A 26798-nucleotide genomic window follows, 5' to 3' on the forward strand; every position below is an offset into this window, starting at 1 on the left:
TCCGTTCGGAATGTTTACCAATTGGGATTCTGATCAAGGTTGTCATTGACCATCAGGTCACCGCTGGGTACGGGCCAGAGATAATCACGTTTAGCATCAAATTTCCGCTCGCTGGCTACAACAATGTACCCTTTGCTGACCATGGGGCTGAGATCGGCAATCCCATTCTCATCAATTTCCGGAATTCCTCCAATGGGGAAATTTCCCTCTTCCCAATTCCGGATGAGTTGACGGTATTCCTGAGAGACACTCGATTCGTTGCCATCCCACGATGCAGAGCCTGACCATGCGCGGTGCAGGAAATAACTGGGCCGATTGTATACCTGTTCAGCCAGTCTCCAACGGATCAGATCTGCATAACGATGTCCCTCCCAGGCAAGTTCAATAAAACGTTCTGTACGGAGAACCGTACGGAGCTCGCTTTGCGGGGCCATCATGACACGGGGATACTCGATTCCGGTACCGGCATAGGCTCTTTCACGGATCTTGTTGAGTGTCATGTCCAACACATCCTGGGTACATCTGTTGAGTTCGATCATCGCCTCGGCATACATCAGCAGCACATCTCCGTAACGTAGGTAGGGGTATGTGGTGGGAGCCCCGTTTCTACCATTCTCCAGGAAAGAGTCATCGATATACTTTTTGAACAGAAGACCATTGTACGATGCATGTTCAGCACGTGCCTTGGAATCCGTATTGCCGACCTGGGCACCGTCAGAAGCACGGTAAACCGTTGTCCGTATGGGTGATGGCGAATATTCATATCCCAACCATACATAGTCCCTGGGATCATAGGTGTTGTCGAGCACACTCTTGTTGTAGGCCGTAGCAAAGGGAACGATGGTCATCGCCAGTCGGGGGTCGCGATTTTCGAAGAAATCCTTCGGATTATAGAGTGGTGACTCGTCAATCGGTTTGCCGTCGATACAGGGGTATGCACAGAGCAGCTCGTAGGAGGGAGCCTTTTGGCCTCCCCATCCCCCGGCAAGGCGGCTGATGCAATTGAGTACATCGGCAGCAGCCCAGTAGTAGGTTTTCAGGGTCACATCGCCCCGGAAGAAAAATATCCATTCATCCGACCAGGAGGCAATGAAGAGGTCGCGGTAGTTATTGTGCAATTTGTAAACATCTAGATCGATACACGCTTTTGCAGCCGCTGCCACGGTTTCATAATCCTCGTTCCAAAGGGCTACCCGGGCCTTGAATGCCAGTGCAGCTCCCTTTGTTGCCCGTTGTACCCCCGGATAACTGACAGGCAACCGCTCGGCAGCATTGTCAAAACACTCGTAGCTGTAGGCCAGCACCTCTGCCTTGGGCGACCGTTTGATCGAATAGGCCTCCTCAAGTGTCATGCCCACCTTGTCGAGGATGACATCCCCCCAATGGAAGGCCAGCATGCCGTAGGCATAACCCAGGTAAAAATATGCCTCTCCCTCATATTGTCTGACGTCGGCTTCGGTCACGCCCAATGAACGTGCATTCTCCATATTGTTCAAGAGCCGCAATGCACGGGCAATACCTTTGTAGTAGTTCTCCCACCGGGTAGCAATTGTGCCGTTTTCAGCTGTCATTGTTCCGTTTTGCACCATCGAAGTGGTGTTTCGGGCTACCACGTCATCTCCCCAGGTCATGTCATCGATAGGGAAAAAGGCTGTCCGGTAAAAATCGTTCACCGACATCTCAATTTCTTGTTTCGTACTGTACCAGTTTTCACTCGAACCTTCCGACAGCGGATTCAGATTGAGATCGATACAGGAGTTGAAGAGGAATGCCGACAGTATGCTGATTATGAAATAATTTTTTTTCATCTGATTGAATCTTTAGAATTTGACATTAATTCCCAACACGTACGATGTTGAAATAAACTCCGATGAAGTGCCAACTTCAGGATCCCACCCTTCGGGGAAGTTGCTAATAGCAGGCAAATCATTGATGTTTAAGTATATCCGCGTCTCCTTGATTTTTACATTGCTCAGCAGCTCCTTGGGAAGTGTATAGCCGAATGTAATATTCTTCACCCTGAAGTATGCACCGTTAAAGAGCCAGTAATCTGATCCCGTATAGGTATTGGTAGTGTTGGTATAGGTCAGTCGGGGATACTTGGCTGCCCGGTTCTGCTCCTCCGTGTTGTGTTGACTCCAGTAATTGCCCAACAGCAGGGAGGGAACGGCACCCCACTGCTCCTTGAGGGGCTGTATCCATGCCGAGTTGAACAGCACTCTTTGATGGCCGATGCCTTGGAAAGAAAGCCCGAAGTCGAAACTCTTCCACCCAAGCGAAACATTACCGCCATAGAGCAGTTCAGGCATTGAATTGCCTAGACGCACCTTGTCATCGGCATTGATTACTCCATCTCCACTGACATCGACATATTTGATGTTGCCGGCCTTGTCGTTCGGAGTAAGAGTGGGATATTTCTTGCCGCTTTCATCAAAAAGATCGGCGTCGGTAATGAAGAGACCGTCGGTCTTGTACATGTACCACTCGTTATAATAGGATCCCTTCTCGGTGATATAGTTACCACTGATGGTTCTGCGATCTCCCAGATAACCCATGATGGAGCGATAATCGGAAAGGTTGGCGGAAACGTTGTACCATAAATCTCCGACAGTGTCAGACCAACCAAGTTCAACATCCCAACCTTTGGTGTACATGTCCCCGGCATTCTGTTGCGGAGCGGAGAATCCGGCGTAGGAGGGGAAGCCAAGGGTCAGGAGCATGTCTTCGGTCATTTTGTAGTACCAGTCCCCGGTGAAACGCAACCGGTTTCTCAGCATAGCCAGATCTAGTCCTACGCCATAGGTGGTTGTGGTTTCCCAGGTGATATCCTTGAACGCATAGTATACCTGGGCTGCATTCTGCAAGGCGGTTACCGTCTGGGAGGACTTGTCGTACATATTGCTGTTGCCAAAGGTGATGGCTGCCTGATAGGGAAATTCAGAACCGATCCGCTCGTTGCCGAGTTGACCGATGGATCCGCGCAGCTTCATGTAGTCGATCAGGCTTTTTCTGAACCATGACTCTTCCGACATCACCCAACCGACAGACATGGAGTAGAATGTACCCCAGCGATTCTCCTTCGAAAAACGGGAGGAGCCGTCAGACCGCACATTGCCCTGGATCATGTATTTACTCTTGTATGAGTACATCAGGCGGCTGAATACCGATTCGTACGCATTATGTCCGGCACCGCCGCTGTTGTATTGGTAATCTTCAGGTCCGATGTTGAGATAGGGATAGGAGTCGAGCAGGTAGTTGGTGCGTGATGCTCCCAGGTTTTCCCATCGGTAGAGATAACCTTCGTAACCGACCATCGCATTGATAGAGTGATCACCCCAGATATTCTGGTAGTTACCATAGAACTGATAGGTCTGGCTGTTATTGTCGTTTCGAGTCTCCTGCAGGTAGGTTGTTCGGTGTGACTGCATGTAGGTCATACTTCCGTTTGGATAGTAGACGGGAACCGCTTTTGAAAATTTCTTGCCTCTGGTAAAGGCAAACCGTGGAGAATAGATAGCACTGAGTGTCAACCCCTTAAATGGAATGATGTCGATCTGTGCCTTACCTCCGAATTTGTAATAGTTGGTCTTGTTTATTCCTCCTTTTTGCAGACCTGCCAACCCGTTGGCTCCATCTTTTGAGTCGGCATATCTTCCATCCTCCAGGAAAGGGGCGTAGTATGGTGCAGCCAGATAGGCCCAGTACATGGGATTCACCTCTGCCGGATTGATCGAATTGGACTTCGAGAAGTCGAGATCTATGTTCGCGCGGATCCATTCCGATATCAGATAGTCGTTGTTGATACGGCCTGCAATCCGTTCATATGACCTGTTCTCATAATAACCGTCACCTTTCTGGTAGTTAAAGGTGGACTTTGTGCGGAGCTTGTCTGTTCCCCCTGTAATGCTCAACATATGCTGCTCGTGAGATGAGCTCTTCTTCAGCAACAGGTCCACCCAGTTGGTGTTTGGATAGCGGTAGGGATCCTTGGCATGGTTCTCCAGCCAGGTTGCGATGGTCTCCTCCGAATATTGGGAATAGGGATTGGAAGCTCCGTCATTCCACTTCACCTCATTCTGTACATTCATCCAGTCGATGACATCACCGTTGGTGGGTCTTGCTGTGGGCCGGTCGATGGCATACTCGTAGTTATAGTCGAAGGAGAACTGCCCCTCCTTTGCCCGCTTGGTCGTTATAAGGATAACACCTGCTGCGGCGCGTGAACCGTAAATGGCTGCCGATGCCGCATCTTTCAATACGGTCATGGTCTCCACGTCTGATGCCACTACATCATTCAATGATGATGGAACACCATCCACAATGACCAGAGGATCATTATTGGAGAGTGTGGTTACTCCTCGTACACGGACAGTTGCAGATGATCCGGGACCGCCGTTGTTGCGGGTGACCTGTACACCGGCCACCTGGCCCTGCAAGGCGTTGGACAACAATTGGGTTGAACGGTTGATCAGGTCGGCGCCTTTTATGCTGGAGACGGACCCCGTGAGATCTCCCTTACGGGCGAAACCATAACCCACTACAACAAGTTCATCCAAAGTCCTGCTATCTTCAGCCAGGGTAATATTGAATGCAGATTGTCCTGCAACATCAATGTTTTGATCCAGATATCCGATATAGGAGATATGGATGGTTGCATTGGGACTTACGCTCAGCGAGAATTTGCCATCTACGTCGGTAACAGTTCCGTTGGTAGTTCCAACTTCGACGATGTTTGCCCCGATAATGGGCATCCCTGTAGCATCCACCACCGTTCCGGTGATGCTCTTTTTCTGCTGCTGCAAGGTCTCTGCTGCAGCTATCTGGTGTGATTCTCTTCAGGTAAATAGTAACCGGATCCCTCCCCAATGGCGTGCAGTTGAAAAGTGACCACAAACAGCAGCAAGAGTGTCAATCTCATAACAGTAGGTAATAGACCTACTTTCTGGTCGATAGATTTATTCTTCATACTTTTACATTGTTATTAGATTTATTTATATAATGAGTACCTGGTTGTCGTGCGGTCAAAAGAGTTTTCCGCTACGGCGCTGCAATCCGTGACAAAGTTTATGTTTTCATAGGCGGTCCTCCTTTTTACCAATAGTTCGTTAAAAATATAGTTTGGAGTCAAGCAGCACTTGCTGCAAACTCAATGAGTTCCTTGACAAGTTTATCATTTAATCTTCTGTTCGGTTTAATACCGGACACGCAAATAAATCGTTCAAGCAGGTAGGCGTTGTGTATCATCGTTTTACATGATGCCATCGAAAAAGGAATACCTCTTTCCCTTGCCAGCACCTTTGCCAGGTTGACCGAGGTAAGAGATGCATTAAAGTTGAACGATAGCTTTGCTACGTCCCTTGCCTGCGATTGCATCAGTCCTGTGAAGCCTTTGGCATCCCTGAAGCAAAACTCGATCTGAAAACGGGTGCGGTAAAATTCTATAACATCTTTTCCACTCATCTCAGGATTGGTAGAGAAGAACAGTTTGAGATTTTTCCCATCCTTGGAATACCAGATGACAAGCCTGACCATCTGTTTAAGTGATTTGGAATAGGCTATCAAGGTGTAGAGATCACCGTTATCAATATTGATCTTTTGCACTCTGGTTGTATCCAGGTTGGCCATGTCAATCTTTCCGTCGTAGAGTTTAGGCCTGCCTTTCTTGCCTGTCGGTTTCTGCAGTGTTGGATAATAAAGTGCGGCGTCATCCCTGAAGCGGCTGACCAGATCAAACTTCATCTCTTGCAGACCCGTAACGAAGTTGTTCTTTGCGAAGTAGGCATCGGCAACCACGTGACGGCTTGCCCGATGGAGTTTCTCCCGCATCGATTTAAGGACCAAAAGGTACCAGTCAATCAGGTTGGCATCACGACTCTCCAGGGTTTGACGGTCCGGAGTCTGAACGGCCTGTAGATTGATGCAATCCTTGTTGTCGACGTCTATAAGGCCCACTCCCAGGATTTCCAATCCTCTTTTCGCCTGACCGGCTGCACCCGACCAGAAGTAACCAATCCAAGGGGTATTCTTTCCTGATTTGGTTATATAACTGGGATCAATGGCAATTGCCTTGCGATCTCCGGTTAATACCCTATCAGACAAAGACAAGTTAAACTCCAGCCAATCAAAATCCTTCGAGAAGTTCTGGCGAAATCACTGTTCACACGACTTGCCATATCTCCCCAATTGTAGGAAATTAATCCTGCCGGGAATGACCAGATACAAAATAAGCGTCTCCATAAGGAATGATTTGAAACTTTTGTTTAACTTCGTAGTTAGTTCACCAAGAACATCACTACAGATACCTTTATATTGGTTAAGTATGCTGGTTCTATCCATCTTTATTAGGTTTTGATTAGCTATAAAGATACTGATAATCAGATACTTAACCATCTTTTTTATGTTAAACTATGTTATGTAAATCATTGAATTTTAATTGGTTAATTGAATATTTACCGAAGTATTGATAGTTCTTATGCTTTAAAAATTCATCCCGATGTCTCTTTGCATATCCCCAACCATGCCATATTTCCTTCCGTATGCCAACTTTTGCATATTCAACATCAAGAATAGTATAATTTCCTTCCAAATATTCGCGAGTATGTTGAGAAAACCGCCTTTTCATCGAGTTTGTAATTCCCACAGAACGCAAGATGTATCCATCTCTATATTCAAAAGTAAATAAATAAACTCCAGATACATTTGGTGTTGGCTGAAGTTTATTGTTTTGCCCAAATCCTATCCAAGAAAATGGACCACGCCATTGAAGATCCTCTGTTCTTATTAAAGATTCATCTCTAGATCTGTTAAAACTCCAAAACTCAGGAAGATCATCATTCATGTTTTTCCCTTCATCCTCTCAAAACAAATCCTAATAACATGCCACTATTTCACATAACGGACGGAGGATTTGCGAGGTTGCGGGGGGGGGGATATCCACTATCCCTTGTAATCTCGCAAATCCTGTGTTCTACGATGTCGCCGTTAGGCGAGGAGTAGAATGCAGGATGTAACCCTCCGTCCGTTCTCCCGACGAGCCGAAGGCGATGTCGGGAGAACACTACATTGCCGAAATCGTAAGATGAAATGGATTCAGCCCCGATTAACCAGCCGGTACCGGTATCCAGGTTCTTCCTGAGGGAAGTATCAGGACAACATGCTTGGCTGAGTTGAGGTAAAGTGTTGTGAGTCTATAGACCATGAGATTATACTTCATTAACAAAACATATTTTTCAAGGCAATCTGTCGGAAAGTATTATCCCTGATTCCGACACTGGTTTTTAATCCACCATACACCGACATAAGAGATGTTGCTTGATTTACAAGTTAACTCATTATAACCTTTCTCGCCAGTGCGTGAATCCTCAAGACATAAACCAACCTTCAGTAATTGACCTACTTGAGGCCAGCATCATCCCTTATGTTTAACTTTTATTGTGTTATCAACTGCAAATAAAGCAATAATTTTTGAAATAGACAAAGGCAGAAATATCGCTTTTGTAAAAAAGAGCCCTAATAAGTGTGTTCAATACTCTAAATAAATCAATTAACTTTCATCTCCAGTCATATAAAATAGAATAAATCTAAACTATACCTGTAATCTTCTGAATTATGGTCTCCACATTATATATTGGAATTTTCATTGTCTACTGGTTGTTACACTTTTTAGCACAACCAGATGTTTTATCCACAAGTTTGGAGTTTCCGGTTCGGACCATCCATTTGCTCCGGCGCAAGCATGCGATAAGAACAATGAGATTGCGGCTCGCAGCTTGATGGAGATGATGCACCCCTTTTATGACCGTTTTACATAAAATGTTTTTCTTCTTTTGTCGTAGAGTGTCATGGACCCTTTATATAGCGGTTTTTTAGGAGGGGAGAGAGGAAAAAGGAAAGAGGCCATCCCATTTTGTATTATGAGACAGCCTCTTTTATCAAATTTCTCGCTGCATTCTCAATGATGCATCATATGTTACATCATTCCTCCGCCGCCCATGGGCATCTGCGGTGCAGGATTCTCCTCTTTCTTGTCGGCAATCACGCACTCGGTAGTCAGGAACATGCCAGCGATAGAGGCAGCATTTTCCAGAGCAACACGAGCCACCTTGGTGGGATCGATTACGCCGGTCTCATAGAGATTTTCATACCTGTCTGCACGGGCATTGTAACCGAAATCACCTTTGCCTTCGCGTACTTTCTGAACCACAACGGCACCCTCTTTTCCGGCGTTGGCGACAATCTGACGCAACGGCTCCTCGATGGCGCGTTTAACGATCTCAATACCTGTGGTCTCATCTTCATTATCTCCTTTGAAGCCTTCCAATACCTCGATGGCACGGATATAGGCTACACCACCACCAGGAACGGTTCCCTCTTCAACAGCTGCACGTGTTGCAGAAAGAGCGTCGTTTACACGGTCTTTCTTCTCTTTCATTTCCACTTCCGAAGGAGCACCCACGTAGAGAACAGCAACACCACCGGCCAGCTTGGCCAGACGTTCCTGCAATTTTTCGCGGTCGTAATCCGAAGTGGTTTTCTCAATCTGCATGCGGATCTGACCGATTCTGTTGGCGATAGCATCCTTGTCGCCATTACCGTTAACGATAGTGGTCGTATCCTTGTCGATGGAGACCTTTTCGGCACCACCTAGCATATCGAGCGTAGCGTGTTCGAGTGTGAGACCCTTCTCTTCCGAAATCACAGTGCCACCTGTCAAAATGGCAATATCCTCGAGCATCTCTTTGCGACGGTCTCCGAAGCCGGGAGCTTTTACAGCAGCGATCTTCAACGAACCACGCAGACGGTTTACCACCAGAGTGGTCAATGCTTCCGAGTCGATATCCTCTGCAATGATCAACATCGGTTTTCCAGTCTGGATACCCTTTTCGAGAATGGGAAGGAGATCCTTGATAGTAGAGATCTTCTTGTCGTGGATGAGGATCAGCGGATTTTCAAACTGAACCTCCATATTTTCAGTGTCAGTCACAAAGTAGGGAGAAATATATCCGCGGTCGAACTGCATACCTTCAACTACATCTACGTATGTATCGGTACCTTTGGACTCTTCAACCGTGATTACACCCTCTTTGCTTACCTTCTGCATGGCTTCCGCAATCAGCTTGCCGATCGTTTCATCACCGTTGGCAGAAATTTTGGCTACATTCTCGATCTTTTTGAGGTCATCACCTACTTCAACAGCCTGTTTTTTCAGGCTTTCCACCACTTTGGCAACGGCCTTATCGATTCCGCGCTTGAGGTCCATAGGGTTGGCACCTGCGGTAACATTCTTCAAGCCAACACCAATGATGGATTGTGCCAGGACCGTAGCGGTCGTCGTACCGTCACCGGCGTCATCGTTAGTTTTGGAAGCCACCTCTTTTACCAGCTGGGCACCCATGTTCTGGTAAGCATCTTCAAGTTCTATCTCTTTTGCAACCGTAACACCATCCTTGGTAATGTGCGGTGCACCATACTTCTTTTCAAGTATCACGTTACGGCCTTTGGGCCCTAAAGTTACTTTAACTGCATCTGCCAATGAATCCACGCCTTTCTTGAGCAAGTCGCGTGCGTCCAGTTCGAATTTGATTTCTTTAGCCATATGTATATCGTTTTTTAGATGTTTTAGATTTCAGACGCCAGACCCATGCGGGATTGCCGGGTCGGTTAGTCTGTATTGTTCTTAAGAAAGGATTGCCAGGATGTCTGATTGACGCATGATCAAGTACTTTTCACCGTCAAGTTCAATCTCCGTACCGGCATATTTGCCATACAGAACATTGTCGCCGGCTTTTACGACCATCTCTTCGTCTTTAGTGCCACTTCCTGTCGCAATGACTTCACCTTTCAACGGTTTTTCCTTGGCTGTGTCGGGAATAATAATTCCACCTACTGTTTTCTCTTCTGCAGCTGCCGGTTTTACCAGCACTCTGTCTGCTAATGGTTTAACGTTCATATCGATTAAAAATTTTTAAAAATTATGATGTTAGTTCTAATATATGGTTGTCATCAGACACAACTCCCTATGCGAATTCTGTGCCAAAAAAATCAGAGTGCCCCTTTTCCCGGAAAATGACGCATCGGACTGACAAATTTTCAGCGTGTAAAATCACCGATATTTTGTACCTTTGTAGCGGTAACTGAACCGACCTTTTATGAGTAACAATGACAGACATGAGTAAAAGAGTATATTTTGTGCTTCTCCTGATTTTCTATGCTGCCACATCCATAGCCCAAGCACGATATCAGCGAATCGTATCGCTTGCCCCGTCGCTTACGCAGTCGCTCTATTACCTGGACGCACAGGAGCGGCTGATAGGATGCACCAGCTTTTGCCTGGCTGCCAAGAATGACAATAAGGAGGTGGTGGCTTCGGCCGTGAAAGCCAATCTCGAAAAGATCATCGCCATGAAAGCCGATCTGGTACTGGTTTTGGGACTTACCGATCCCCGGGAGATTGAAACGTTGAGGAAAGCCGGGATTCGTGTGGAACTATTTCAGTCGCCAAAATCATTCAAGGAGATCTGTAGCCAGTTCATCCATCTCGGCAACCTGATAGGAGAAGGCGAAAAGGCGAGACAGATTGTCCGGGAGAGTGAACGAAGAGTAGAGACCATTGCTTCCGGCATCCAGTGGGAAAAGAGGCCGCTCATCTTTTTCCAAATTGGAACAGATCCAATCTTCTCGGTACTTACCGACACATTCATGGATGATTATATCAGATTGCTGGGAGCGGACAACATTGCAAAAACACTGAAACGGGGTACGGTAAGCCGTGAATTTGTGATTGCCCGCAATCCCGACTACATATTCATCGCTACCATGGGTGTTGCCGCCGTCGAGGAAAAAAAGAACTGGAGCAGGTATTCCAGGTTGACAGCATCGAGAAAGGGACAAATATTCATCATCGATTCCGAGCTGGCGTGTCAACCCACACCTGTCACATTTGTCAAAACCTTGGAGATCCTGGGAAAAATTGTCAACGGACAACACAATAAGAGTTAAAGGGGTGTCACATGTATCAGAAAAAGAAAATTCAGGTGCTCTATTTGCTGCTACTTGCAGCAACACTGGTCGCCACCATATTTTTATCGTTGAGCATCGGCGAGATCTCCATCCCGCTTGGGAAGTTGCCACAAATCATTGCCGACAGGGGGAGCACAGAGCATGACGTATTGTTTTACATTCGCATACCACGTACACTGCTCGGGTTTGCCATAGGTGGAAGTCTGAGTCTCGCGGGCGCCATCCTGCAGGGAATTTACCGCAATCCGCTGGTAGAGCCATACACCTTGGGCATATCGGGGGGAGCATCGTTGGGAGTCACCTTTGCCATTGTGGCAGGGTTGAATCTGCACAATCTCCTCTTTTTACCGCTTGCCGGATTTATTGGCGCGTTTTCTACTCTTTTTCTGGTATATACATTAAGTCTGAAGGGTGGCTCACTTAACGTGAACAGGATGCTGCTCATCGGCGTGATGATCAGTTTTATCTCCTCCTCGTTCATCATGCTTCTGATGTCGGTTACCGGGGCGGAAAACCTTCACGGCATCGTGTTCTGGACCATGGGTTCGCTTAACGGATCGAATGGAGTGATGATAGGAGCGATGGTCACATTGTCCATCATCTGCCTGTTGGTCACCTACCTTTTTGTAACACCACTCAATGCCCTGCGTCTGGGAGAGGAGAAAGCCCGCCATCTGGGAATCAATGCCAACGCTACCATCCGTATCCTGTTTATCATAACCTCCCTGCTCACCGGTGCATGTATTGCCGTTGCGGGGGTCATTGGATTTGTAGGGCTGGTTATTCCCCATATGGTCCGGCTCTTTGTAGGTTCGGATTACCGGACCGTGCTGATCTCCTCCTTCCTGAGTGGAAGTCTTTTTCTGATATTGTGTGATATTATTGCAAGGATCATTATTGCGCCAAACGAATTGCCGATCGGCGTGATTACCGGGATTGCGGGAGGAGTGGTATTTATTGTGTTGCTCAGCCGTTCACAGAAACGGTCCAAATTACTTCAAGGATGAAAGAGCTGCTCACGTTGAACAACTTCGCCTGTGGATACCGGGACGGTTTTCAGATATCCGGCATCAGTTTCTCATTGTCCAAAGGCTCCTTTACCGGAATCATCGGGCCCAACGGATCGGGGAAAACCACACTGTTCAGGGGTATTTCCGGCGATCTTCCCGTAAGTGCCGGTTCCTTTCTGTTCAAGGGGAAGGAGCTGTCGTCGCTGACACTTAGGGAAAAAGCACGGGAGATAGCCGTTGTCTCCCAATTTACGGAACGAACCCATATCTCGGTAGAGGAGTATGTACTGATGGGCAGGATGCCATACCGTAAACCGTTTCAATTTTTCGACAAGGCTGAAGATATCGAGATTGCGCATCACTACATGCAGTTGACCGGCATATACCGCCTCCGCGATAAATCGATGGCGGAACTGAGCGGCGGGGAACAGCAGATGGCAAGCATTGCCTCAGCACTTTGCCAGGTTCCATCGCTCCTGCTGCTGGATGAGCCCACATCACACCTGGATATCACTCATCAGGTAAAATTCATGAACCTGATTCAGAAACTCAACGACGAACTGAAGCTGTCGGTGATCATGATTGTGCACGATTTAACACTGGCAGCCGAGTATTGCGACTATCTCGTCATGATGAAAAACGGCAGAATAGAATGGCAGGGAGACCCCGAATCTGTTCTTACCTACGAGCAGATCGAGAGGGTCTACGACACGGTAGTGGTTGTAGGTAAAAATCCGGTTTCGGGGAAACCGGCTATCTTTCCGGTTTCGGAACGAATATTAAACGGGTTGAAGAAATTGACCGATCAGATCGGAAATCAAGATAAAAAAACAAGCTTATGAGATCAGGAAAATCGCTTATTGTCTGGTGTGCAGTGGCTGCCATACTAGGTATCGCCCTATTTCTAGCGACAAAAACGGGTAACAAGGAGACAACGGATGGAGGTGGTGCTTTTGAAATTGCATTCAAGAAAGAGGGGACCCTCTCATTCCTGTCGTCAGAAAACGGTGACACCCTCTCGGTGATCGATATTGAGGTTGCCGACAATAACCAGCGGCGCGCCCGCGGATTAATGTACCGGAAATCTCTTCCGGCAGATGCAGGGATGTTGTTTATATTTGATGAAGAGGAGATCCAGGGATTCTGGATGAAAAACACCTATATTCCGCTGGATATGCTCTTCATCAATGCTCAGCATGAGATTGTCACCATCCACCCGAACACGACTCCGCTGACAGAGTGGAACTATGCATCCACCCACCCTGCACTCTACGTGGTAGAGGTGAATGGGGGATATTGTCTGAAGCATCGGATTGGTGTCGGGGATAAAATCAGTTTCGAACTAGAGGGCAGATAGCTGTTCACTTTTTATTGAACAGGGTAGCCGAAGCCTGTGCCGTCGGCATCACCACCAGATCGCTTATGGCTACATGTGCAGGGCGTGAAACTACAAAGTGGATACAGTCGGCAATATCGTCGGCCACGAGATTCTCATACCCCTCATATACCGCTGCGGCACGCTCCTTATCACCACGGAAACGGACGATCGAGAATTCCGTTTCAACCGCACCGGGACAGATCTGGGTTACCTTGATATTGTGTTTGAGCATATCCATCCGCATCCCTTTTGTCAACGCATCCACCGCATGTTTAGTGGCACAATAGACTGTTCCGTTCGGGTAGACCTCTTTTCCGGAAATTGACCCTACATTGACAATATGTCCTTCGCCACGCATCACCATCAGGGGAGAGATATACCGGGTAATATAGAGCAGTCCTTTGACATTGGTGTCGATCATCCGGTTCCAGTCATCGATATCACCCTCCTGCAACGGGTTGAGCCCTGCTGCCAGCCCGGCATTGTTTATCAGCACATCTATCGCCCTCCAGTCATCCGGCAAGCTTTCAACTGCCGCTTTCACTTCCGGCTCGATACGGATATCGAAACAGAGAGGCAGGACCCGTCCTCCCGATTTTTCAAGATTCGCCTTTGCTTCCAGCAGGCGCCCGTTCCTGCGTCCGGTGATAATAACATCAAAATTATTTTCCGCCAATCTTCGGGCAGTGGCTTCGCCTATACCCGAAGTGGCTCCGGTTATCAATGCAATCCTTCTCTTCATAGCGTATAAATTAATTTAAACCAAAATTACATCAAAAAATGGAGTTTTTGGTTCATATCATCAAAAAATAGACTATTTTTGAAATCTACTAAACAAAGACCTGCCTTATGGAAGAAGAGTTTATTACCGTTAAAACTTTTACGTTTCCCGCCGATGTATCCATCGTTCAAACGTTCATGGAGATGAGAGGGATTGAGGTGTTTATGAAAAACTTGACTGCCAGCCGGCTGGCATACAGTATCGGAGATATTGAAATGCAGGTAAGGGCATCGGATTATGAGATTGCACGTGATGCCCTGATCGAAGGAGGTTACGCTGAACCGGAAGATTTTGTCTTTTAAGTTGAATTTTTTATCGCTCTGATTGGTATGAATCAAAATCATCTTCCCTACAAGAACAAAGAGTACAAGTATATCCTGATCGGGTTACTGATTCTGCTCGGACTTATTCTTTTCAAAGAGTTGCGTCTCTATCTGAGCGGTTTCCTGGGAGCAGCCACGCTCTACGTATTGTTGAAAGGGCAGATGACTTATCTGGTGGAGAAAAGAAAGATAAAGAAGGGGATCGCCGCCGCACTGCTGACGACGGTAGCACTGCTGCTCTTTCTGGTTCCCCTCACCGGAATAGCCTTCCTGGTGGTCGATACCGTTTCGGGGATATCCATTGATCCGAAGGCAATTATCGACAGTGTAAACAACTTCGTGAAGATGGTGGAGGAGCGGCTCGATTTCGAACTCTTTACCCCTGAGAACCTCTCTTCCCTGCCTAAATTGGGAGGAAACATCCTGCAATCACTTGGAGCAAGCATCTACTCATTGATGATCAACTCCCTTTTTGCCCTTTTCATCCTCTTTTACATGCTCTACAATTATGAAAGTTTCGAGATTATGGTCAAGGAGATCCTGCCCTTCAAGGAGGAGAACAAGCAAATATTGGGTGAAGAGACCAAGATGATCATTCAGGCAAATGCAATAGGCATTCCTTTACTGGCAATTACCCAGGGGGTGTTTGCCTACATCGGCTATATCTTCTTCGGAGTGGAAAATGCCATGTTGTATGCCATTCTTACCGGATTCGCGTCCATTATCCCGATACTGGGAACAGCCATTGTCTGGGTTCCGATTGCCCTGAGCCTGCTCCTGATGGGTGATGTCGGAGGAGGAGTCGGAATGGCTGCATATGGGTTTGTGGTCATTGGTGGCGTGGACAATATCGCCCGTTTCCTACTGCAAAAGGTGCTGGCCGATATCCATCCGCTGATCACCATTTTCGGCGTTTTGATCGGGATCCCGATGTTCGGTTTCTGGGGCGTTATCTTTGGACCGTTATTACTCTCACTGTTTGTCCTTTTTTTCAATATGTACCGCCACGAGTACATTCCTGGCTCAACAGCACAGCCGCGTGTTACAACCAGGATGAAGTCCAGGAAGATCAATCTGTCCCCCCTCCGGAAACCGAAAAAAATGGAGAATCCCGACATACCCCAAAATTAAGTTTTTTTTGCGCGTCATCAGCAAAAAAAGTATTTTTTGCATGAACTTTTTCGCCTGAGAATTTGTTCTAAATAGGAATAGTTCTCAATTAGGATTGGAATGAATGTAGATTGTAAAGATATACAGGAACTCATCAAGGCAAAAAATCTGAAGGTGACGCCGCAACGTATTGTGGTACTGGAGGCAATTTATTCGCTCCAGAACCATCCCACGGCAGAACAGATTATCGATTTCATTCATCAAAAACATCCCAGTATCGCGGTCGGGACGGTATACAAGACACTCGACACCTTTGTCGGACACGGGGTAATCAGGAAGGTACTGACTGATGAAGATATTATGCGCTATGACGGAATTCTGGAACATCACCACCACCTTTATAACGAGAGCAATGGCGAGATCCGGGATTACATCAATGAAGAGCTGGACGAGATGCTGAAAACCTATTTCGAAAAGAATGGGATCGAAGGCTATAAGATCAACTCCATCACGCTCCATATAAACGGAAAATCCATCAATAAATGATTAATTTACCAACCAATAAAACATTAGAACGATGAAAACAACAGAGATTACAGGTTTGAAAAACGTTCAGAACGTTACTAAAGGGTTACAGCAATTATTGGCTGACCTTCAAGTGTATTACACCAACTTGCGCGGATTCCACTGGAACATCAAAGGGAAGGATTTTTATACCCTTCACGCCAAATTCGAAGAGATGTACGATGACGTTGCAGAGAAAGTGGACGAAGTTGCCGAAAGGTTGCTGATGCTTGGTGAAACACCGGCCCACACCTTCACGGAATATTTGAAAAAGTCCAAGATAAAAGAGACCGGAGTGGTATCTGACGGCGAAACGGCCATCAAGAACATCCTCGACACCTACAAATACCTGATCGCCTCCGAAAGGGAATTGCTGGCAGCAGCATCGGAAGTAGAGGATGAAGCCACAGTAGCACTTATAAGCGACTATATCAGCGGGCAAGAAAAAGAGGTATGGATGCTCACCTCCTTCCTGGCATAACCTTTACTCCCCCGGGGGATATTGATCCCCGGGGATTTTTTCAATATCAGACCCATTTAGTTTATAACCAGCAAACACTTTAAACACTATGAATGCAGAAGAATTAAAGAAAAAGAAAGACAGGGAGAACCAGAAACCGATGACAACGGTAGCTGGAGCCCCCGTAGGAAACAATCAGGACTCCATGACTGCCGGTCCCCGCGGACCGATGATGCTTCAAGACGTCTGGTTTTTGGAGAAACTGGCCCATTTCGATCGCGAAGTTATCCCTGAAAGACGCATGCACGCCAAGGGATCGGGTGCTTTCGGCACCTTTACCGTTACGCACGATATTACGGCCTATACCAAGGCAAAAATTTTCTCCGAGATCGGTAAAAAAACCGAGATGTTTGTGCGTTTTTCAACTGTTGCCGGTGAACGAGGAGCAGCAGATGCGGAAAGGGATATCCGTGGATTCGCCATGAAGTTCTACACCGAAGAGGGCAATTGGGACCTGGTTGGAAACAACACGCCTGTCTTCTTTTTCCGCGATCCGTTGAAATTTCCCGATCTGAACCATGCGGTAAAACGTGACCCATATACCAACCTTCGTAGCCCCAATAACAACTGGGATTTCTGGAGCAGTCTTCCGGAGGCGTTGCATCAGGTAACAATTACCATGAGCGACAGGGGGATACCCAAATCCTACAGGCATATGCACGGTTTCGGCAGTCATACGTTCAGTTTCATCAATGCAGAGAACCAGCGATTCTGGGTCAAGTTCCACTTTGTTACACAGCAGGGTATCGAGAACCTTACCGATCAGGAGGCAGCCGAACTTATTGGGAAAGACAGGGAGAGTCATCAGCGGGATCTTTTCGAAGCCATTGGAAACGGCAACTTCCCGAAATGGAAGATGTATGTACAGATCATGACCGAGGAACAGGCCGAAAAGATGCCGTACAACCCGTTCGATCTCACAAAAGTTTGGTACAAGAAAGATTTTCCATTGATTCCGGTCGGCGAGTTCGAACTGAACCGTAATCCCGACAACTATTTTCAAGATGTGGAACAGGCCGCCTTTAACCCGGCAAATGTTGTTCCCGGCATTGGCTTCTCGCCCGACAAGATGCTGCAGGGACGACTCTTCTCCTACGGCGATGCACAACGTTACCGGCTGGGTGTAAACCACCATCAGATTCCGGTGAACATGCCAAAGGGTGCCATGCACACTTACAATGCTTTTCATCGCGACGGACAGATGCGTGTGGACGGAAACCACGGTGCCACCTTGCACTACGAACCGAACAGCTACAACGTGTGGCGTGAACAGATGCAGCATGATGAACCTCTACAGAAGGTGAGCGGCGACATCAAACGGTGGAACTTCCGTGAGGATGACGACAACTACTATGAGCAGCCAGGAAAACTGTTCAGGCTGATGACTCCGGAAGAACAGCAGCGACTGTTTGAGAATACAGCCCGTAACATGGAGGGTGTGGAAGAGCATATCAAAATCCGACATATCGGAAATTGTTACAAAGCCGATCCAAACTACGGTCGCGGTATTGCCGACGCCTGTGGCATTTCGTACGAAAAGGCTGGCATTTCATAGTATAACAGGCTATCTGCCAATTAAAAAAAAGGTTTTCTTTTTGAAAACCTTTTTTTGTTCCTTCCGGTTTGGGGTTAAATCCATTCCAGGGCAACAAGAGCAGTACGACCCAAATTATTCACTAACTTTGTTGGCACTGTTTTTGTTATTATTCCAAATAAAGACCTATATTTGTAAACTACTTTTAGAAGGTAAGGAAGTTAATAGATGGACAACAATTTTTCCCAACGAGTCAGGGACATCATGGCATACAGCCGTGAAGAGGCCGAACGGCTTCAGAACAACTATATCGGTCCGGAACATCTGATGCTTGCCATTCTCCGCGATGGAGAGGGGATGGCCATCCAGGTGCTTCAGGATTTTGACGTAGATATAACGAGCTTGAAAAATTATATTGATGAACGTTTCCGCCAGATTCAGGAACCCTTCGACGGAACCCGGGAGCTTGTCATCAACAAAAGCACTGAGAAAGCACTAAAAATGAGCATCCTGGAAGCAAGGCTCACCAAAAGCAGCGAGACCGACTCGGAGCATATCCTGCTGGCATTGCTGAAGGAGAAAAACACCCCGATCTATGAAATCCTGCAACAGTTTCATCTGGATTACTCCAGTGCTTTCCTTTATGTAAAAAGCATTCTCGACGCACGTGCCGAAAACAGCACCGACCTGCCCCATATGGGTCCCAACTTCACCGACGATGATGAGGATGAACAGCCCGGAAAATCGGCTTTCAACCCCGGAGGCCAGTCGCAGGCGAAAAATCCGGCATCTGACACGCCGGTGCTCGACAATTTCGGGACGGATATTACCCGTGCCGCAATGGAGAACCGCCTCGACCCGGTAGTAGGGAGGGAGAAGGAGATTGAACGGCTTGCCCAGATACTGAGTCGTAGAAAGAAAAACAATCCGGTCCTTATCGGTGATCCCGGTGTGGGGAAATCTGCTATTGTGGATGGATTGGCACTTCGCATCGTGCAGAAAAAAGTATCCCGGGCCATGTTCGATAAGCGTGTGATCGCTCTTGACATGGCCTCCATAGTGGCCGGAACCAAGTATCGTGGCCAGTTCGAGGAGAGGATCAAGGCAATCCTGAATGAACTTTCGAAAAACCCGAACATCATCCTCTTTATCGATGAGATCCATACCATCGTCGGTGCAGGAGGTGCAGCTGGATCGCTCGACGCGGCAAACATGCTGAAGCCGGCGTTGGCAAGAGGAGAAATCCAGTGTATCGGGGCAACCACGCTCGATGAATACCGCAAGAACATTGAAAAGGATGGTGCACTGGAACGTCGTTTCCAGAAAGTGATCGTTGATCCGACCACCCCCGAGGAGACCCTGCAGATCTTGAAGAATATCAAGGAACGGTACGAAGAGCACCACAACGTGCGTTATACCGACGAGGCATTGGAGGCATGCGTAAAGCTGACCGAAAGGTACGTATCGGATCGCACCTTCCCTGACAAGGCCATCGATGCCCTGGATGAATCTGGTGCACGTGTCCACATTTCCAACATCTCCATCCCCAAGGTTATTGAAGAGCTTGAGGAGGAGCTGAAGGTGGTGGAACAGATGAAGAATGACGCGGTAAAAGCCCAGAAATATGAATTGGCAGCCAGCTATCGTGACAAGCAGCGTCAGCTTTTGCTGGCATTGGAGGCCGAAGAACAACGCTGGCAGAAAGAGATCAAGGAAAAACCGGAGATCGTAGATGAGGAGAAGATAGCCGAAGTGGTTGCCATGATTTCCGGTGTTCCTGTGCAACGGATTGCCCAGGCTGAGGGGCAACGTCTCCTGGAGATGAGAAACGAGTTGAAGGCTCAAGTCATCGGCCAGGATGAAGCGGTGGACAAGATCGTAAAGGCTATTCAGCGTAACCGTGTGGGATTGAAGGATCCCAACAAGCCAATCGGCACATTTATGTTTCTCGGGCCCACCGGCGTAGGAAAGACGCACCTGGCCAAGAAATTGGCGGAGCTACTGTTCGACTCGCACGAGAATCTCATCCGTATCGACATGAGCGAATACATGGAGAAGTTCAACGTTTCCCGTCTGGTAGGAGCGCCTCCCGGATATGTGGGTTACGAAGAGGGGGGACAGTTGACCGAAAAGGTACGTCGCCGCCCCTACTCCGTTGTACTGCTCGACGAGATCGAGAAGGCACATCCCGACGTCTTCAATATCCTGCTTCAGATTCTGGACGAAGGACATGTTACCGACAGTCTGGGACGCAAAATCGATTTCAAGAATACCATCCTGATCATGACATCCAACATCGGGACACGGCAGCTAAAAGATTTCGGCCGCGGAATCGGCTTCAGTACCAATAACGATGTTACCGATGCAGAATATTCGAGAAGTGTTATACAAAAAGCTCTCAACAAGGCATTTGCTCCTGAATTTCTAAACCGTGTGGATGATATCGTGATGTTTGACCAATTGGGCAAGGATTCGATTTTCAAGATTATCGACCTCGAACTCAATGGATTGTTCAAGCGAATCGGCGAACTGGGTTACAAAGTAGAACTTACTTCCGAAGCCAAGGAGTTCCTTGCAGAGAAGGGATACGACGTGCAATTCGGAGCCCGGCCGCTCAAACGTGCCATCCAGAAGTACGTGGAAGACGAAATGGCAGAAATGATGCTTCGGACTGGGATCAAGGAGGGTGCAACCGTAGTGGTCGATTTCAACAAGGAACAACAGAAAATCGAGATAAGAATTGCAGACCCTGTTGCGAATTGATTTTCGGCAGGTCAGATCATTCATCGGGGTGCCGAAAGAAACCACTTCCGGCTCCCCGTTTTTTTCATCCATCTCAATGGTTTGCTTGACTCACCATGCAAAAGCGAACAAAAGACCAGGATGATGGTTATAAATGCAACTATTCAATATTACAGATGAAAGTAGAGGTCTGGACAGATATCATGTGCCCCTATTGCTACATCGGGAAGATTCACTACGAAAAAGCCATGCAGCAATTTGCACACGCCGATGAAGTTGAACTGGTCATCAAATCATTTCAGCTAAATCCCGATTTACCCGGCAACGGAGGGGGTTATCCCGTAGTAGACTATCTGGTGAAAAGAGCCGGTTTTCCGGAAAGCAGCATCAAACAGATGTTTGCCGGCATCGAACAACTGGCGTTAAATGCCGGAGTAAAATTCAACTTGACAAACGCCGTCGCTGCAAATACGCTCGATGCCCATCGGCTGGTCAAGTTCGCAGCAAAAAAAGAGCTGGCCTCTGATCTGCTTATGCTTATATCGAAAGCATATTTCGAGGATGCTCTGGACTACAGCGACAGGTCGCTGTTGAAACAGATCGGGATGGAAGCTGGACTTGATCCCGACGGAATTGATCAGCTCTTCGCCGGCGACGATCTTGTTGCCGAAGTGAAAGAGGATATCAGAGAGGCACAGCTGTTAGGTATCGACACGGTCCCCACATTCCTGTTCGACCGTAAACAGGCCATTATCGGATCGGAGCCGGTGGAGGTGTTCTTGGATACACTCAACCAGGCATATGCAGATTGGAAAAAAGCAGATCCTTCGCCCGATTCCCCCAGGGTAAGGAGAGGAAAGTCATGTAATGCTGACGGGGTGTGTGAGATTTAACGCAAAGGGGCGCAATGGAATTCTTACGTATTGATCAATCGGACAAAAAGAGGTGGAACAGGGTATGGGAATTGTATGAGTCGAGTTTCCCCATCGCCGAGAGACGGAAAATGAAAGATCATCTCCGCGCCTGTTCCGACGCCCATTTCCATCCGGTCTCGGCATGGGAGGGCGGTGAACTGATCGGATTGTTATTCTACTGGGAGTGGGACCAATACAGGTACCTCGAGTACCTGGCCATCAACCCCGAATTGCGCGGGCACGGCTTTGGATCACAGCTGCTACGTTATCTGCGCGATTCTGAACATACCATTATCCTGGAGATAGATCCGCTGGTCAACGAATTATCCGTCAGGCGGCTTCAGTTTTACGAGCGGGCCGGCTTTACCCTTACACCTTACCGGTTTGTACACCTGCCTTATCGGCTGGAAGGTCAGCCCATTGAACTGCTCATCCTCAGTTACCCGAAGATGATTACCAAAGAGCAGCACAACGATTTTCTGGAATTTCTGGAGACCCGCGTGATCATCTATTGTGAAGGTTATCCATTCAACAGACAGGAGTAAGCCTATCCCCCCTTATATCCTTGAGGGCTCAATACCGACTGCAACAGCCGGAGCGTTTGGAGCAAGATCTTCTCTTCCCGTTTCGAATCGGGATTCATCGGGTAGACGATAGCTTCCACCCTCTCATCCTCCAACAGCCTTACATAACCACAAACACCCCATGCCAAAATCCTGCAATCGGTACGAAATTTGACAACACCAGCCTCTCTGTCTGAATAGGAAACGATAAAATTTCTGTCGATCTTTTGCAACATCTCTGCATATCGGTTGGACGACCGGCTCCTGAAAACCAGGAAAGCTCTCTTAAAGCCCGAGAAAGCGGGCGGTTCCGGATTCTCCGACTCCATATAATCGAGTCTCTTGTAGAAGATGGCGGTGATAACGGCAGGAGGTAGCATACCGGCTATAAGAAAGACGAGAAACAATTGCCACAAATGGATACGAATACCCCAGAAGAGACCGATGATGATTATTACAGCGATGTAAAACAGTAGAAATACTGACATCCATGCGAGAAAAAGCTTTGTTGTGAATTTCATCATATTTCAGGTTTGTCTTAGATCCATATCATTATTAATGAAGTTCCGGGATGGTAAGCTCCGACGTGATGTCGATATGTTTGAATCCCATCTCCTGTAGAAGAGATTTTATCGCAATCCCTGCCTGGTTGTCGGCATCTTTCAGTATACCCTGTCGGATAGCATCCTGCCTCATTGTCGCCTTCTCGTCAATCAATGCCTTGTTGTAATCTGAAATTTTTATGGGATTGAACGCATTTTCACTTTCGCCGTACACAGTTACACTGTTTTCATCGATAACCACATCGAAAATTTGCGCAGGAGGCATTGAAACGTGGACCTTATCGCCGTTGATATTGACTTTCACCCGGCTGAAATCAACTCCAGCTTTCAGGTAACCGTTGTATTTCAACAGGAAGTACTTGTCGGTTAGCGGAACACCAATATTAAGGATCTTGAAGTTATCCTTGAACCCGATAACACCCGAATAGCTGTACTTCACTGTTGCAAGTTCCTGGATATGTATAATCTTGCTCAGGACGGTGGTTGTATCGTACCTCTTCATCCGGGTTATCTTCATGCTGTTTATCCCAAGCATGAGTGCCAAAACGATGGTTGTAGCCAGAAAGAGATAGGTTGCAAAGTTTGTCCTCAAGCGTCCCATAGATCTGCATTTTTTGGATATTTCCACAAATATACCAATTAACTGCAAATCTCCCATAGATCCGGACGAGGTTTTGCGCTGTCAAGCAAAGGAATATGTCCATTACATCAATGCCTGACGGATATCCTCCAGAAGCAGTTCCACGCTTTCCAGCCCCACCGACAACCGGATGGTCTTATCGCTGATGCCCATTACTTCACGCTGATCTGGCGAGAAACTACCGTAGATTGTCGTAGCCGGATGAATCGCAAGACTCTTGTTATCAAACAGATTGGTTGCCCGACGTATCACCTTCAGCTTGTCAAGCAAGTGAAAGCAGGCATCCTTCGAGGAGAGATCGAAAGTCAACATCGCTCCGGGAGCATCGCCGAACTGGCGGCGACTCACCTCGTAAAACGGATTGCCAGGCAATCCGGTATAGTTGACCGACTCGATGCCTTCGGTCTGCTCAAGGCAGGTTGCCAGTTCAAGGGCGGTACGGCTCTGTCTCTCATACCGTAGCTGGAGGGTTTCAAGGCCGATCGTCTGCATTTGGGCAGTTCTCGGATCCATATATGCACCAAAATTCCGGTGAATCTCCCTGCGCAGCCTGGTGTTAAATGCATGGACTCCCTGTTCATTGGCAAGTGGATTCAAAACCTTGTTGTTTCTCCAGTCGAATGTTGCATAGTCAATAATAAGCCCCCCGATACTGGTCGCCCCTCCAGAAATATATTTGGTGCTGGAGACCACCTCGATGTCGACTCCAAATTTCCCCGCATTGAAGACCGAAAAAGGGATCACGGTTGTATCGGCAATCAACGGAACATTTTTCTCTTTTGCCACTGCGCTTAACATGGAGATGTCAGCCACCTCCAGCTGGGGATTGGTAACAACTTCAAAAAAAATGGCGCAGCTATTTTCATCAATCCGTTCGCGGATCTCGTTCTCGTTTGTCAGGTCGCAAAAGCGCACCTCCACCCCGAACGCCTTTAATGTAGTTGCAAAAAAAGAGTAGGTATTGCCAAAGAGGTGGGGTGAAGTAACAATATTGGCCCCGCTGTACGCAATAGTCATAAAGAGATTGCTCACAGCTGCCATTCCCGAGTTCAGGGCCGTGACGTTAAAGGCTCCGGTTATCTGCCTCACCCTCTCCTCGAAGTAGTGAACAGTGGGATTTGATATGCGTGAATAGGTATGGTCTGTTGTCTTTCCGCAGAAGGCAGCCTCCATCTCCGAAGCGCTAGCAAATTCATAAGAGGCTGTACTGTACACCGGCATGGAAAGCGAACCGTATATGTCCGGACGGGGATAGGGGACATTTAGCAGAAAATCTTCGAAATTGTTCATTATCCTGTAATTTAAGGTTACAAATATACAAAAATGATTATCCCGACGATTTTTCTGCCAGAAAATGAACTATTCTGTAAAAAAATCCGCCACTACCTGACGATAAAGAGCGACCACCCTCCTTGCTTTCTCATCCCATGAAAGCTTATGTTGCAACGATTCGCAATTCAACGACATCTCCTCCAGCAACTTCCGGTTGTCGTAAAGCTGATTCAACTGCACAGCAAAATCTTTAACCGATTCAGAAGGTGTGGTCAACGGAATCTTCCTGCCAACAGTCTCATCAATTACTGCCCCGAAACCACAGGCATCGAAACAGAGAACCGGCAAGCGGTTGCTGATGGCCTCCAGTATGACGGTTGAAGTATCCTCGCTCACGCTTGTAAAGAAGAAAAGTTGTGCCTCACGCATGGCCTGTTGTACAACATTGTGGGGTTGGTTGCCATGCCACACTACCTGGTCCCGGATACCCAGCTCTTCAGTCAGCCGCTTGGCCTCGATCTTCTGGATCTCGTCTCCCTCTCCGTAAACATTCAGGATAATCTCTCTGTTGCCCGTAGCTGCAACTGCCTTCAATGCCAACGGTAATTGTTTGCGGAAGTCGAATTTTCCCACCCACATCACGTTAAAATCCTGGTTGTAGAATCTCCCGGTTGGAACATTCTCCGTTAGAAAACAGCCGGTCTCCGGTATGAGAACTGACTCCAGCTGCTTATACCTCTTTATGGCACGGTATGAGTCGGGTATGGAACTGATCAACAGGTTGGCCCGCCTCATTGCCTGGTCGACCCGTCGATCAAATCTGATCTGCAAGGTATTGATAAAGTTCTTCAGCCGGACAAAAGAGCGCATCTTAAGTCCCGATCCCTGCAGGTAGGCTGGGGGGAATTGTTTCAATCCCCCCACTGGCCCCCATACAAAAGGAATGCCTTCAATTTTCCATAAATAGCCCGGTTCCCTGAAACCAATCATGTTCAGTTGATGCAAAACATCTATCTCATGTTCGGAAACAATCCGAAGGGCCATATTGAGCGCCTCTTTCTGCCAGCGCTTATAATAGGCATAAAATCTCCAGTCACCCTGATTCCTGCACATCTCCCTCACCCTTTCAGGTATCGGGTTATAATAGAAATGCATGTTCTCCGCCTGGGGTAATGATGCCAGGGCAGCTTCAATACTCTCGCGATGTTCCTCCTCACAGATGATAAAGAGTTCACAGTGTTTGGCCAGATGCACGCACCAGTTCCACCCCATTCCGGGTTCACTTCCCCTGTCTGGAGCACAGGCGTATGCATTGACGAGTATTTTCAGCTTTTCCATGATGCGGTTGAATTAGGATGAATAGTTTATGGATCAGTTATTATCGGCCACCTCGACTTTCCTGTGACCCTTCAACAGGTAGGTATTGCCATAAGGTGTTTCATCATCCTCAAACTGAATTTCCATACAGATGCTGTCGGAATCGATCACTTTTCCGTTTAGAACCTTGATTCCGATTCCGAAATCACAGATTTCGCAAATCGATTTTTCAGTTTCAAAGGTTCCGTTCTCGTGATTGGCCGCAACCTTGATCTGAAAATTCCAAAAACTCTTCGATGTATCCCGGATCGTTATGGAGTCGGTCTTCACCGGAAAACTGCTAGTGATGATCAACGGGAAAGTACCGTCATGAATTGGGGCATCTTCCAGGTAGGCCATAACCTCCCACTCTCCGTTTAAATCACTGGTCAATTCAATCATTTCCGCTTCTTTTTCACAGGACAGCAAAAGAAAGGCTGCCACCAACATAGAGATGGTGCAATATATTATATGTTTCATTTTTAGATCTTTTTTTTGTCGAGTTTATC

Annotated in this window: 25 protein-coding genes; 12 read left to right on the top strand and 13 right to left on the bottom strand. The window is 47.4% G+C overall.

The annotated features are described in order from the left end of the window. Positions 1 to 14 precede the first annotated feature (14 nt). From ING2E5A_RS09630 to ING2E5A_RS09655, 7 genes are all read right to left on the bottom strand, one after another. The gene (locus ING2E5A_RS09630) at positions 15 to 1808 is read right to left on the bottom strand and encodes a RagB/SusD family nutrient uptake outer membrane protein (protein WP_071137222.1); all 1794 of its coding nucleotides are present in this window, start codon (positions 1806 to 1808) and stop codon (positions 15 to 17) included. Positions 1809 to 1820: 12 nt separating this feature from the next. Next, positions 1821 to 4802 (bottom strand): SusC/RagA family TonB-linked outer membrane protein, encoded by a 2982-nt coding sequence (locus tag ING2E5A_RS09635; RefSeq protein WP_231960368.1) that lies wholly within the window; start codon positions 4800 to 4802, stop codon positions 1821 to 1823. 14 nt (positions 4803 to 4816) lie between these two features. Further along, the gene (locus ING2E5A_RS15350) at positions 4817 to 4966 is read right to left on the bottom strand and encodes a hypothetical protein (protein ID WP_154670072.1); all 150 of its coding nucleotides are present in this window, start codon (positions 4964 to 4966) and stop codon (positions 4817 to 4819) included. Between the two features lie 158 nt (positions 4967 to 5124). After that, on the bottom strand, positions 5125 to 6099 hold the full coding sequence (locus ING2E5A_RS09640) for a transposase (protein ID WP_317039803.1): 975 nt from the start codon (positions 6097 to 6099) through the stop codon (positions 5125 to 5127). A 301-nt stretch (positions 6100 to 6400) separates the two neighbouring features. Then, positions 6401 to 6838 carry a hypothetical protein gene (locus ING2E5A_RS09645; protein WP_071137223.1) on the bottom strand — a complete coding sequence of 146 codons (438 nt, stop codon included), beginning with the start codon at positions 6836 to 6838 and terminating at the stop codon, positions 6401 to 6403. Between the two features lie 1131 nt (positions 6839 to 7969). Next, positions 7970 to 9595, bottom strand: coding sequence for a chaperonin GroEL (groL, locus tag ING2E5A_RS09650; RefSeq protein WP_071137224.1), 1626 nt, complete (start codon positions 9593 to 9595; stop codon positions 7970 to 7972). 81 nt (positions 9596 to 9676) lie between these two features. Continuing rightward, a complete protein-coding gene (locus ING2E5A_RS09655; protein WP_071137225.1) occupies positions 9677 to 9949 on the bottom strand; it encodes a co-chaperone GroES in 273 nt (90 codons plus the stop codon). A gap of 218 nt (positions 9950 to 10167) precedes the next feature. On the opposite strand from ING2E5A_RS09655, the gene ING2E5A_RS09660 reads away from it, so the two are divergent. From ING2E5A_RS09660 to ING2E5A_RS09675, 4 genes are read left to right on the top strand one after another with little or no spacing between them, the layout of a single operon-like run. Further along, positions 10168 to 10998 carry an ABC transporter substrate-binding protein gene (locus ING2E5A_RS09660; protein WP_161941987.1) on the top strand — a complete coding sequence of 277 codons (831 nt, stop codon included), beginning with the start codon at positions 10168 to 10170 and terminating at the stop codon, positions 10996 to 10998. 11 nt (positions 10999 to 11009) lie between these two features. Beyond that, positions 11010 to 12026 (top strand): FecCD family ABC transporter permease, encoded by a 1017-nt coding sequence (locus ING2E5A_RS09665; protein WP_071137227.1) that lies wholly within the window; start codon positions 11010 to 11012, stop codon positions 12024 to 12026. Continuing rightward, a complete protein-coding gene (locus ING2E5A_RS09670) occupies positions 12023 to 12871 on the top strand; it encodes an ABC transporter ATP-binding protein (protein WP_071137228.1) in 849 nt (282 codons plus the stop codon). The genes ING2E5A_RS09665 and ING2E5A_RS09670 overlap by 4 nt, the downstream gene beginning before the upstream one ends. After that, the gene (locus ING2E5A_RS09675; protein ID WP_071137229.1) at positions 12868 to 13386 is read left to right on the top strand and encodes a DUF192 domain-containing protein; all 519 of its coding nucleotides are present in this window, start codon (positions 12868 to 12870) and stop codon (positions 13384 to 13386) included. Before ING2E5A_RS09670 ends, ING2E5A_RS09675 begins: the two co-directional genes overlap by 4 nt. Positions 13387 to 13390: 4 nt before the next feature. Here the strand turns inward: ING2E5A_RS09675 and ING2E5A_RS09680 are convergent, their stop codons facing one another. Next, positions 13391 to 14149, bottom strand: coding sequence for an SDR family NAD(P)-dependent oxidoreductase (locus ING2E5A_RS09680; protein WP_071137230.1), 759 nt, complete (start codon positions 14147 to 14149; stop codon positions 13391 to 13393). A 107-nt stretch (positions 14150 to 14256) separates the two neighbouring features. On the opposite strand from ING2E5A_RS09680, the gene ING2E5A_RS09685 reads away from it, so the two are divergent. The 8 genes from ING2E5A_RS09685 to ING2E5A_RS09720 all read left to right on the top strand — a co-directional run bounded on the left by ING2E5A_RS09685 (position 14257) and on the right by ING2E5A_RS09720 (position 22440). Next, positions 14257 to 14490 (top strand): putative signal transducing protein, encoded by a 234-nt coding sequence (locus tag ING2E5A_RS09685; RefSeq protein WP_071137231.1) that lies wholly within the window; start codon positions 14257 to 14259, stop codon positions 14488 to 14490. Positions 14491 to 14517: 27 nt separating this feature from the next. Beyond that, on the top strand, positions 14518 to 15642 hold the full coding sequence (locus ING2E5A_RS09690; protein WP_071137232.1) for an AI-2E family transporter: 1125 nt from the start codon (positions 14518 to 14520) through the stop codon (positions 15640 to 15642). A 99-nt stretch (positions 15643 to 15741) separates the two neighbouring features. Next, on the top strand, positions 15742 to 16167 hold the full coding sequence (locus ING2E5A_RS09695; protein WP_071137233.1) for a Fur family transcriptional regulator: 426 nt from the start codon (positions 15742 to 15744) through the stop codon (positions 16165 to 16167). 31 nt (positions 16168 to 16198) lie between these two features. Further along, entirely contained in the window at positions 16199 to 16666 is a 468-nt protein-coding gene (locus tag ING2E5A_RS09700; RefSeq protein ID WP_071137234.1) for a Dps family protein, read from the top strand. A gap of 139 nt (positions 16667 to 16805) precedes the next feature. Continuing rightward, complete coding sequence (locus tag ING2E5A_RS09705; RefSeq protein WP_231960473.1) at positions 16806 to 18260, top strand: catalase; 1455 nt, start codon at positions 16806 to 16808, stop codon at positions 18258 to 18260. A gap of 207 nt (positions 18261 to 18467) precedes the next feature. Further along, positions 18468 to 21002, top strand: coding sequence for an ATP-dependent Clp protease ATP-binding subunit (locus tag ING2E5A_RS09710; RefSeq protein ID WP_071137236.1), 2535 nt, complete (start codon positions 18468 to 18470; stop codon positions 21000 to 21002). A 155-nt stretch (positions 21003 to 21157) separates the two neighbouring features. Next, entirely contained in the window at positions 21158 to 21874 is a 717-nt protein-coding gene (locus tag ING2E5A_RS09715; RefSeq protein WP_071138308.1) for a DsbA family oxidoreductase, read from the top strand. A gap of 14 nt (positions 21875 to 21888) precedes the next feature. After that, positions 21889 to 22440 (top strand): GNAT family N-acetyltransferase, encoded by a 552-nt coding sequence (locus tag ING2E5A_RS09720; protein WP_071137237.1) that lies wholly within the window; start codon positions 21889 to 21891, stop codon positions 22438 to 22440. A gap of 2 nt (positions 22441 to 22442) precedes the next feature. Here ING2E5A_RS09720 and ING2E5A_RS09725 read toward each other — a convergent pair whose 3' ends face one another. The 5 genes from ING2E5A_RS09725 to ING2E5A_RS09745 form a co-directional block, all read right to left on the bottom strand. Next, positions 22443 to 22946: a hypothetical protein gene (locus tag ING2E5A_RS09725; RefSeq protein ID WP_154670073.1), complete on the bottom strand. Its 504-nt coding sequence runs from the start codon at positions 22944 to 22946 to the stop codon at positions 22443 to 22445. Between the two features lie 67 nt (positions 22947 to 23013). Next, a complete protein-coding gene (locus tag ING2E5A_RS09730) occupies positions 23014 to 23622 on the bottom strand; it encodes a DUF4230 domain-containing protein (RefSeq protein ID WP_071137239.1) in 609 nt (202 codons plus the stop codon). Between the two features lie 102 nt (positions 23623 to 23724). Further along, positions 23725 to 24951: a PLP-dependent transferase gene (locus tag ING2E5A_RS09735; RefSeq protein ID WP_071137240.1), complete on the bottom strand. Its 1227-nt coding sequence runs from the start codon at positions 24949 to 24951 to the stop codon at positions 23725 to 23727. A gap of 69 nt (positions 24952 to 25020) precedes the next feature. Beyond that, complete coding sequence (locus ING2E5A_RS09740) at positions 25021 to 26271, bottom strand: glycosyltransferase family 4 protein (protein ID WP_071137241.1); 1251 nt, start codon at positions 26269 to 26271, stop codon at positions 25021 to 25023. 33 nt (positions 26272 to 26304) lie between these two features. Beyond that, entirely contained in the window at positions 26305 to 26769 is a 465-nt protein-coding gene (locus tag ING2E5A_RS09745; RefSeq protein ID WP_143102454.1) for a lipid-binding protein, read from the bottom strand. Positions 26770 to 26798 lie beyond the last annotated feature (29 nt).

It is taken from the genome of Petrimonas mucosa, from assembly GCF_900095795.1.
Classification (GTDB): Bacteria; Bacteroidota; Bacteroidia; order Bacteroidales; family Dysgonomonadaceae; genus Petrimonas; species Petrimonas mucosa.

What these genes read in the sequence shown, in the direction of transcription:
- ING2E5A_RS09630 (WP_071137222.1), bottom strand. Translation starts at nt 1,808, where the DNA reads ATGAAAAAAAATTATTTCATAATCAGCATACTGTCGGCATTCCTCTTC.
- ING2E5A_RS15350 (WP_154670072.1), bottom strand. Translation starts at nt 4,966, where the DNA reads ATGAAGAATAAATCTATCGACCAGAAAGTAGGTCTATTACCTACTGTT.
- ING2E5A_RS09645 (WP_071137223.1), bottom strand. Translation starts at nt 6,838, where the DNA reads ATGAATGATGATCTTCCTGAGTTTTGGAGTTTTAACAGATCTAGAGAT.
- groL (WP_071137224.1), bottom strand. Translation starts at nt 9,595, where the DNA reads ATGGCTAAAGAAATCAAATTCGAACTGGACGCACGCGACTTGCTCAAG.
- ING2E5A_RS09655 (WP_071137225.1), bottom strand. Translation starts at nt 9,949, where the DNA reads ATGAACGTTAAACCATTAGCAGACAGAGTGCTGGTAAAACCGGCAGCT.
- ING2E5A_RS09660 (WP_161941987.1), top strand. Translation starts at nt 10,168, where the DNA reads ATGAGTAAAAGAGTATATTTTGTGCTTCTCCTGATTTTCTATGCTGCC.
- ING2E5A_RS09665 (WP_071137227.1), top strand. Translation starts at nt 11,010, where the DNA reads ATGTATCAGAAAAAGAAAATTCAGGTGCTCTATTTGCTGCTACTTGCA.
- ING2E5A_RS09670 (WP_071137228.1), top strand. Translation starts at nt 12,023, where the DNA reads ATGAAAGAGCTGCTCACGTTGAACAACTTCGCCTGTGGATACCGGGAC.
- ING2E5A_RS09675 (WP_071137229.1), top strand. Translation starts at nt 12,868, where the DNA reads ATGAGATCAGGAAAATCGCTTATTGTCTGGTGTGCAGTGGCTGCCATA.
- ING2E5A_RS09680 (WP_071137230.1), bottom strand. Translation starts at nt 14,149, where the DNA reads ATGAAGAGAAGGATTGCATTGATAACCGGAGCCACTTCGGGTATAGGC.
- ING2E5A_RS09685 (WP_071137231.1), top strand. Translation starts at nt 14,257, where the DNA reads ATGGAAGAAGAGTTTATTACCGTTAAAACTTTTACGTTTCCCGCCGAT.
- ING2E5A_RS09690 (WP_071137232.1), top strand. Translation starts at nt 14,518, where the DNA reads ATGAATCAAAATCATCTTCCCTACAAGAACAAAGAGTACAAGTATATC.
- ING2E5A_RS09695 (WP_071137233.1), top strand. Translation starts at nt 15,742, where the DNA reads ATGAATGTAGATTGTAAAGATATACAGGAACTCATCAAGGCAAAAAAT.
- ING2E5A_RS09700 (WP_071137234.1), top strand. Translation starts at nt 16,199, where the DNA reads ATGAAAACAACAGAGATTACAGGTTTGAAAAACGTTCAGAACGTTACT.
- ING2E5A_RS09705 (WP_231960473.1), top strand. Translation starts at nt 16,806, where the DNA reads ATGACAACGGTAGCTGGAGCCCCCGTAGGAAACAATCAGGACTCCATG.
- ING2E5A_RS09710 (WP_071137236.1), top strand. Translation starts at nt 18,468, where the DNA reads ATGGACAACAATTTTTCCCAACGAGTCAGGGACATCATGGCATACAGC.
- ING2E5A_RS09715 (WP_071138308.1), top strand. Translation starts at nt 21,158, where the DNA reads ATGAAAGTAGAGGTCTGGACAGATATCATGTGCCCCTATTGCTACATC.
- ING2E5A_RS09720 (WP_071137237.1), top strand. Translation starts at nt 21,889, where the DNA reads ATGGAATTCTTACGTATTGATCAATCGGACAAAAAGAGGTGGAACAGG.
- ING2E5A_RS09725 (WP_154670073.1), bottom strand. Translation starts at nt 22,946, where the DNA reads ATGTCAGTATTTCTACTGTTTTACATCGCTGTAATAATCATCATCGGT.
- ING2E5A_RS09730 (WP_071137239.1), bottom strand. Translation starts at nt 23,622, where the DNA reads ATGGGACGCTTGAGGACAAACTTTGCAACCTATCTCTTTCTGGCTACA.
- ING2E5A_RS09735 (WP_071137240.1), bottom strand. Translation starts at nt 24,951, where the DNA reads ATGAACAATTTCGAAGATTTTCTGCTAAATGTCCCCTATCCCCGTCCG.
- ING2E5A_RS09740 (WP_071137241.1), bottom strand. Translation starts at nt 26,271, where the DNA reads ATGGAAAAGCTGAAAATACTCGTCAATGCATACGCCTGTGCTCCAGAC.
- ING2E5A_RS09745 (WP_143102454.1), bottom strand. Translation starts at nt 26,769, where the DNA reads ATGAAACATATAATATATTGCACCATCTCTATGTTGGTGGCAGCCTTT.